6 protein-coding genes and 1 pseudogene are annotated in these 8,395 nt (G+C 68.6%); 6 read left to right on the top strand and 1 reads right to left on the bottom strand.

Annotation, left to right across the window (positions count from 1 at the left end; genetic code table 11):
- Positions 1–385: 385 nt before the first annotated feature.
- On the bottom strand, positions 386–1,246 hold the full coding sequence (locus ACFQ87_RS42235) for an enoyl-CoA hydratase/isomerase family protein (RefSeq protein WP_380616280.1): 861 nt from the start codon (positions 1,244–1,246) through the stop codon (positions 386–388).
- 154 nt (positions 1,247–1,400) lie between these two features.
- Here ACFQ87_RS42235 and ACFQ87_RS42230 point away from each other — a divergent pair, with 154 nt between their 5' ends.
- The 6 genes and pseudogenes from ACFQ87_RS42230 to ACFQ87_RS42205 form a co-directional block, all read left to right on the top strand.
- Positions 1,401–2,018: a TetR/AcrR family transcriptional regulator gene (locus ACFQ87_RS42230; RefSeq protein ID WP_380616279.1), complete on the top strand. Its 618-nt coding sequence runs from the start codon at positions 1,401–1,403 to the stop codon at positions 2,016–2,018.
- A 685-nt stretch (positions 2,019–2,703) separates the two neighbouring features.
- Positions 2,704–3,024: a transposase gene (locus ACFQ87_RS42225; RefSeq protein ID WP_380616281.1), complete on the top strand. Its 321-nt coding sequence runs from the start codon at positions 2,704–2,706 to the stop codon at positions 3,022–3,024.
- Positions 2,987–3,241 carry a hypothetical protein gene (locus ACFQ87_RS42220; protein WP_380616282.1) on the top strand — a complete coding sequence of 85 codons (255 nt, stop codon included), beginning with the start codon at positions 2,987–2,989 and terminating at the stop codon, positions 3,239–3,241. Before ACFQ87_RS42225 ends, ACFQ87_RS42220 begins: the two co-directional genes overlap by 38 nt.
- Before the next feature lie 433 nt (positions 3,242–3,674).
- Entirely contained in the window at positions 3,675–4,454 is a 780-nt protein-coding gene (locus ACFQ87_RS42215; RefSeq protein ID WP_380616278.1) for a transposase, read from the top strand.
- 1,294 nt (positions 4,455–5,748) lie between these two features.
- Positions 5,749–6,288, top strand: coding sequence for a GNAT family N-acetyltransferase (locus ACFQ87_RS42210; RefSeq protein WP_380616277.1), 540 nt, complete (start codon positions 5,749–5,751; stop codon positions 6,286–6,288).
- A 987-nt stretch (positions 6,289–7,275) separates the two neighbouring features.
- Positions 7,276–8,395, top strand: a pseudogene (locus ACFQ87_RS42205) (hypothetical protein); the annotation flags it as partial.

The raw sequence follows: 8,395 nt of genomic DNA, 5'->3' as shown, positions 1-8,395 counted from the left end.
CTGAACGCCTTCGAGATCACCTTCGACGGCCGACTCTCCATCGGCCGCCGGTAATACAAATCAACCTGAGTTACACCGTTGGCTGGACACACCCCCTTGGCGTCATGGCTGCGTGTGAGTGTGCATGGTGGTGTCAGCGGGATGGGCGGCAGCGGGCTGATTGATGGCAGGGGATCGCTGAGCTCGGCTTCTGTCTGATGGTGTCGTGGATCTCGGCTGTCATGAAGTGACCAATCCGCTGTCATGACACGCGGATTGTGTTTAGCACACCAGGATGACGGCTGACACGAGGATGCTCATTCCTGTGTACAACGCGCGTGCCGGCAATGGCCTGAGGAACTCTTCCCACGGAGCCTCTGCGCACGGATGGCGAGAGCTTGGGCACTCAGATGCTGTTGGCGATGCGCTCGTGGTCCCGTTCGCCCTCGCGGGTCTGGATACCAGCGGCGAGCAGCTTGTAGGCGAGCTCGGTGACCTCATCGCCGAACGCCGCGAACAGGCCCTCGTTCTCAACGGCGTATGCCGCACGCGGAATCGGCTGCGCGACCGTGTCGACCGCAGCCTTCGTGATGGAGATCACCTCCGGCCGGAGGCCGGCGATCCGTCGGGCGAGGGTGTCGACGAAGGAATCGAGTTCTGCGGCGGGCAGGGCACGGTTGATCAGGCCGTACCGTTCCGCGAGCTCCGCGCCCACGAGTTCGGCGCCGAGGATGAGCTCCAGCGCGCGGGCCCTTCCTGCCAGGCGCGTCATGTTCACCGTGCCGCCGCCTCCGGGGAGGATCCCCATCAAGGACTCCGGCTGCCCCTGCCCCGACTTGCCGATCGCCGCGAATCGCATGTCCAGGTACATGAAGAACTCGTTGCCCGCGCCGCGCGCGAAGCCCGCCAGCTTGCCGATGGTGACCTGCGGCAGCGAGCGGACCTCCTCGCTCATCGCCTGGAGGATGTTCAGGCCTTCCGGGACGGTCGAGCCCGGCGCGGCCGCGATCGCAGCGCGAGTGGCTGCAGGCAGCGCGTCAGGGTCGGTGAGGTAGGCCATGTCACCGTGCGCAATGAAGAACTCCGGGTCAGCGCTCTCGAAGACAATGACGCGGACGTCGGCGTCGTCCCGCACACGCGCGACGAATGCCCGGAGTGACGGCAGGAGGACCGCGTCCATCAGATTGAGCGGCGGGTGATCGATTGTCACCGTCGCGACCCCGTCCGAGACGTCGATCGTCAGGGCGGGAAGGTCTTCGTAGCTCATGAGGTGGCTCCATATCGCGGTAAGGGACGGCCTGTGACCGGGCCGCCGGCTGGGGACAGCGTCGCGAATCTCAGCGTCGTGACTGACACTGAGTATCAGATTAGAAACCTATGTCCGAAGAAGCAAACGAGTGTGTCGGAGTACACTCGTCCCCATGAGCGCAGCGCCAGTCGGTACCCGTGAGATCAGCCGCCACGCGGTACGAGCAGAGCTGGCCCGCGTCGCGTTCAACCGGTTCTGCCTCACCGGCTTCAACCAGGTCACCTTCGCCGACCTCTCCGAAGCCGCCGGAGTGTCGCGGAGCACCTTCCTGCGCTACTTCCGCACCAAGGAAGACGTGGTCCTGTTCGTCTTCGACCCTGTCGGTGACGTCATCACTGACGCGCTCGATGCCGAGCGGGCCAACCAGGACGACTGGAGCAGGCTGCGCAACGCCCTGGAGTCAGCCGTGAGGTTCCTCGTGCGCGACGTCCAGGAACTCGTGACGATCCTCGGCCTCATCGAGCAGACCCCAGCCCTGTGCGCACGCCTCCGCGAGAAGCAGGCTGGATGGCGACCAGAGATCGTCGCCCGACTGCTGAAGACAACCTCCTCGACCGACGGGTCATCGGTCATCGCCAACGTTCGCGTAGCGGCGGCGCTCGAAATCTTGTGGATCGTCCTCGGGCAATGGAGTGCGAGCGACGGCCAAGAGGACCTCGGCAACCTGCTGGACGCTGCGTTCGCCGCCTTCTCGACCCCGGCACGTGAGCAGACGGACGCTCCGTTGTAAAGAGCCGAGGCAACGGCTTCCTCGGCGGTGCCGAAGCGGCCGAAAGGAGTGATCGACCCGGCGGCGGTGATCGCGTCGTCGGAGCCCAGCCCCGGCCGCGAGTGCAGGAGCGGGGTGTCGATTCGGCCGAAGCGGACGGTGTCCACGCCCAACCGTGCGGGGCCGCCGAGGCCCCCACAGCACCTATCTGCGCGACCTCTTACCTGGACGCGATGATGGGGCGGTGTCTCTTCGTTACTTCAATCAGACCGGCTGGATCGCGATCTTCAACGGCACCGAGACCGAGATCGGTCGCATGGTGCGTGTCGAGGGTTGGGACCAGGCCACCGGAACGGCTGTGGTGGTTGACCGGACGGGGGCGGCGAGGTGCGCCAGGCCATCCTGGCAACCCATCCCGCCACCGAACCCGAACTGCGCCCCCTGGAGGGCTGGTTCCCCTCCAGCTGGCTGGGCTTCCTGTTCCTCTGACCATCTGTTCTTCCAATCGGGACGGCCCGTCGCCTGACAAGACGCGGGTCACCAACCACGGGTCTGTACGGTCTTCGGCTCTGGCACATATCCGGGATGTTGTTGGTGATCTTCACCAGCGAGGGTGAGATTGTCGTCGATCGGCGGCCGTTGACTATGCCCACCTGCTGTCCTGGCCTGGAGATTCGGGCTGGTCGAAGGGTGGGCTGCGGTGGCGATGGGTTCCTGGTCCGGGCGGGAGATCCCGCCGTTGACCGCACGGATGGCCCGGGCGAGCAATCCGCGGGGCACGGCGGCGATGTGGGTGCGCGATCATCTGGACGGACTGTTCACGGACGACGATTTCGAGGAGCGGTATCCGACTGACGGGCGTCGTGGCCTGTCGCCGGCTCGGCTGGCACTTGTGTCGGTGCTGCAGTACTCGGAGAACCTCACCGACCGGCAGGCCGCCGAGGCCGTCCGGTGTCGTATGGACTGGAAATTACTGCCTGGGGCTGGAGTTGGACGATCCGGGCTTCGACTTCTCGGTGCTCAGTGAGTTCCGTGACCGGATGGCCGATGGCGACCGCGCCGACCGCCTGCCGGCCGTGATGGTGGAGGGCTTGGTGGAAGCGGGGCTGGTCAAGCGGCGCGGCCGGCAGCGGACCGACTCCACGCACGTCCTGGCGGCGGTGCGACGCCTGGACCGGATCGAGCTGGTGGGTGAGACCCTTCGCGCGGCCCTGGAGGAGCTGACTGCCGCCGATGAGGAATAGGTGGCTGCCCTGATCACCGGCGAGTGGGCCCGGCGCTACGGCCGGCCGGTGCGCTACGACCGGCTGCCCAAGGAGACCAACGAGCGCGAGCAGTACGCGCTCACGGTCGGCGAGGACGGCATGCGGCTGTTCCGTGCCCTTCTCGCTCCCGATGCCCCGGCCCGGCTCCGCCGTCTGCCGAGGGTCGAGGTCCTGCGGCAGGTCTGGGTCCAGCAGTACTGGTACGACGAGACTGGCACTCTGCGCTGGCGCGGACCGAAGCAGACCCGGGACCGGCAGCCGCAGGGCCACCGCCCGCCGGTCCGCCGGGGCGGCCGCTGCCGGTGGAAGCCCGGACCCCGCCTCGGCCACCGTTCCGTGGTCGTCGGTCGAGATCGTCTCTCCCCGCGATCCGCAGGCGCGGTTCAGCCACAAGCCCGGCAAGGCCGAGTGGGTGGGCTGCAAGGACCACCAGACCGAGACCTGCGACGACGGCCTGCCCAACGTGATCGTCCACGTCGCCACCACGCCGGCACCCGGGCAGGACATCGACGCCCTGGAGCCGATCCACACCGACCTCACGGCGCGTGACCTCGCCCCGGCCGAGCGCCTCGTCGACGGCGGATATGTCACCCCGGCCACCGTCCACCGGGCCAGGACCGAGCACGGGATCGACCTGGTCGGCCCCGTCCGTGTCGCACCCGCCTCCCGGTCCCGCCCGGGCTTCAACAAAGAGGACTTCCAGCCCAACTGGACTGAAAGAACGCTGACTTGTCCCAACGGCGCAACCAGTCCGCCCTGGAAGCCGACCTTGGCCGACGGCCAGCCACGCCTGTCCGTGCTCTTCCCCCGCGCCACCTGTCGGCCCTGCGAGGACCGCCTCCAGTGCACCGGAAACGTCGACGGCAAAGGCCGCCACGTCCTGCTGCTGCCGCAACCCCTGCAGGAGATCCAGCACCGGGTCCGCAAGGAACAGCAGACCCGGACCTGGCACGATCGATACGCCCTCCGGGCCGGTTGCGAGGCCACCGTCTCCGAGACCGTGCACGCCCACGGCCTCCGCCACTGCCGCTACCACGGCATCGCCAAAACCCACGTCCAACACGTGCTCACGGCAGCCGGAACCAACATCGTCCGACTCCAGCAGCACCAGCCGGACAACGACCGAACCAAAGACGCGACCCGTTTCACACACCTCTGTCAGCAACTGAGCGACGGGACTCGAACCCGCTGACACTCCCGCACCTACTTGAAGATCGCCAATGGCATCTATCCGGTGGTGACAGAGCGTCATGCCAGTTATTGGAACGCGCGATCGGCAACCCTGCAGGCCAACTGGCCTCCAGCGCTATCCCGATCAAGGAGCGAGTCTGGACGCTGATGTCCGCCGAGGCAGGATCCTCTCGGCCTGGAGTCGGCTGGCCGGCCGATGGACATGCAGGTCATTCGGCCAATCGCCATGGATTGTCACCACTGGTGATGACAGATGCGCTCCGTTACCACCGGATGTGCGCCAGAGCCGATTACGGGACAGAGCCGTTGGCTGGACGCGCCCGAGGGCCCGGCTGGCTGCGGGCGGCGCTTCATCCGCCCAGCCTGTGCCGTCTGGCAGTTCCGTGGCGATTCGGAGATGGATGCGGATCCTTTGACGCCTCGCCACTTACACTGTCGCCGTCGCACAACGTGAGGGATCGTGTGAGTAGCGTGAATGAAACACCGCGAAGGCTGCGGCGCCGCCTTGTGCTCCGCGGATCACTGATTGCCGCGCTCGTCCTGCAGGAGGCTGCGCTCGTCTCCCAGCACATGCAGATCGGTGATCTGAAGGGTCGGCGCATCGCCGATCTGCAGGTGGCGCACACCGCGTCCGGCCCATCCGGCCCATCCGGTCCGCCTGGCCCTCCGGGGCCCCCTGGCCCACCTGGCCTGGAAGGCAGGAATGGGAAGGACGGGGAGGACGGGCGACCCGGGCGACCTGGGCGACCCGGAGGACACGGGCGACACGGGGTCGACGGAAGGAAGGGCAGGGACGGCGAAGACGCTGCCGCCGGGCCGTAGCCGACCGAGTCGCGCGGCCACGGTTAGAGCCCTCTGGAACAGAGCCCCCGGCGGCTCCACCGGCATTCAAGGCAGTGCTGAGGCGGTGGTGAAGCGTCACCCTGAAGGGCGGTGAAGAGCTGACGCCGATTGGCGAGGCGGGTTCGAAGCTGGAGCTGACCGAGCAGGCCGGCCCCGGCCGTTTGGAGTGCCCGGCCTGTGAGGAGAAGCGGAAGCGGAAGGGCCTTGGGCCGCTCCTCCTGCCCAGGCCGGTCAAGCGCGAGCTGGTCGCGGCGCTGGTGACCACGCCGCGCACCGGCCGCCGTCCGCTCCGCCGGCCTGGTGCTCGCGGGCCTGCTGATCTGTGACAGCGGAGTTGGGACGATTGTCACCGAAGTTGGGGCAACGCTGGTTTGTGACGCCGAAGTTGGGACTGATCGGTCTCGTCGGTCGTCTGAGGCTCCTGCCGACGGGCGTGCGGTAGGTTGCCCGTCATGACTGAGCTTGGACCCGTGGCTTGGCCGCCTGAGCCGATCAGGACCGAGCGGCTCGTGCTCCGTGAGCCCGAGACCCGGGACCGGGCGGCGTTCATCGAGTTGCTCGCCTCGCCAGAGGTGCACACCTACCTCGGCGGCCCCCGGCCGTGTGACGAGCTCGAGCGCGAGATGCCCGGGGCGCCCGAGCGGTGGCCCGGGAGCTTCGTCGTTGATCTCGACGGGTCGATGATCGGCCAGATCCTGCTCAGGAGAGCAACGGGGCACCGTCGCCCGGCTGCCGCCGGGAAGGCCGATCTCGGCTACCTGTTCCTGCCGCGGGCGTGGGGATTCGGGTACGCCGCCGAGGCGTGCGCGGCGGCGCTCGGCTGGCTCGCCGGCGCGCTTCCCGGCGAGCCGGTGGTGCTCACCACCCAGACCGCCAACGTCGGCTCGATGCGTCTCGCGGCGAAGCTGGGGTTCACTGAGGTAGAGCGGTTCGAGGCCTGGGGCGCCGAGCAGTGGCTCGGCATGTGGTCCCCGGTCACGCCGTCCGGTTGAACTCGTGCTCGACAGCGCGGATCCACGAGGCCACCGATCGATCGTCGGCCTCGGCGCGCCGCTTGCGCCAGTGCTTCCCAACTTCGCTGTCACAAACCGGCGCTGTTCCCAACTTCGGTGACGACCGTCCCGACTCCGCCGTCACAGATCAGTTCGGGTGGTGGCTGCTGCCGGTGCCGACGACCGCCAGGTGTGGGTTGTCCTGGTCGCCGTCCGGGGCGGCCGGGTACGGCGAGGACGGCGGCCGTTGTTGGGGCCAGCCTTCTCGTGGTGGTGGTGCTCGGTGGCCTGGTGGTCGGGGGTCTGGTGGCGGGTGCGGGGTGCAACGCGGGGGTGCAACGCGGTGTTGCGCTGGGGTGCGACACGGGGCCATGTTGCGGGTCTGACCAGGCGCTATGTGGCCGGGAGCGGGGGTGGGTGGGCGTGTTGCAGTGCTGTGTTTCACCGGCCTGAGCCGGTCCGTCGGCCTCGGCGGCGCCCTGCTGCCCGACCTGCCGCGGTACGTGGTCGCACCAGTGAAGTTCCTCGGCTACCGGTTGAAGCACAGACTTCCGCCCGCGGAGGCTCCCGCCGCTGCCGTCGAGTCGCGCCCGCCCGTCCGGTACGCGAAGTGCGCAGAGTGCCACGACCCGGTGGCCAGACCCGGCCTCTGCCGCCGGTGCGCGGGCCTCGGGGCCCGACCGCTCGCGGTCGGTGGCGGAGCGCCGGTGGCGGCCGCCGGGGCTCAGTGCGTACGTGCCGCCATGCGGGGGGCGAGATCCGCCCGGGTATCGGCGGACCCGCTCACGTCGCTGTCCTGCCCGGTCGGCGGTGGAGACGGCTGTGTCGGCAGTGGCGACCCCCATGGCGTTCGGCCGAAGTGGTTGCCCTACGATCTCATCGCGCCGATCCGCCATGCGGCGGTCGCCCGAGCCGATGGCCGAGCGGTGCGCACCTTCATCGACCTGGCGCGCCGACGACCCGGCTGCGCCGCAGGGGGAGTCCGGCGTGAAGACGAAGACACTGCAGCGGGCCGGCATGCTGGTGGCCGGCGCCACTCTGGCCACCGGGCTGCTGCCGTTCCAGGCCGTGGCGGCAGCCCCGTCCGTCGGCTTCGAGGGCCCGCAGTGCGATGTTGCGAACTCGTGGTTCTCCTGGAGCCAGCAGGCGCTGCCGCTGCAGGCCGGGAACGACGCGACGCAGCTCTGCACACTCACGCTCACGGACCCGACCGCAAAGGGGCTGACCGGCGTCCAGCCGAAGCTCACGCTGTCGGCCGACTCGATCGCGTCCTCCGGGCACACGGCGACCGAGCTCGCGCGGATGCTGGCGGTGGACACCTACCTCCTCCAGCCGGGCGTTGCCACGGTCAAGCGTGAGGCGCGGATCTGGACAGTCAACGCCGACGGCTCGCTAACCCTGAACGTACCGGCCTTCGACCTTCCGCCGGTCGTCATCGACGGGAACACCTACGGCGGTGGTGAGTTCCGCTTCGAACTCAGCGCGGGCCCCGCGGTCTCGTCGTTCCTGCTCCAGGGCGACGTACAGGTGGTGGACTCCACCGGCGGCGACTCCCGCAAGGCGCCCGTGAGCATCAACTACCTCGGCAACGGTCACAGCATCACCTTCGGCGCCCCGAGCACGTTCGTCCCCATCGCGCCGGTTCGGTTGATGGACACGCGTCAGGGGCTCGGTGTGGCGCAGGCGCCGGTCGGGCAGGGCGGCACGGTCACCCTTCCGGTCACGGGCGTCCACGGCGTCCCGGCGAGCGGGGTCACGGCCGTCGTGCTCAACGTCACCGCCACCGACCCGACGGCCGACAGCCACGTCATCGTCTACCCGCACGGCCAGGACCGTCCGACCACCTCGAATCTCAACTTCACCGCGAAGCAGACGGTCCCCAACCTGGTCACCGTCCCGGTCGTCGACGGCAAGATCAACTTTTACAACAACGCCGGCTCGGTCGACCTGATCGCCGACATCAGCGGCTACTACACCTCCGACGGCACCGGATCGCGCTTCGCCGACGTGGCGCCGGTTCGGTTGATGGACACGCGTCAGGGGCTCGGTGTGGCGCAGGCGCCGGTCGGGCAGGGCGGCACGGTCACCCTTCCGGTCACGGGCGTCC

Origin of the sequence: Kitasatospora sp. NPDC056531 (genome assembly GCF_042794375.1) — a bacterium.
Lineage (GTDB): Bacteria > Actinomycetota > Actinomycetes > Streptomycetales > Streptomycetaceae > Kitasatospora.
This window is presented reverse-complemented; position numbering and strand designations above follow the sequence as displayed.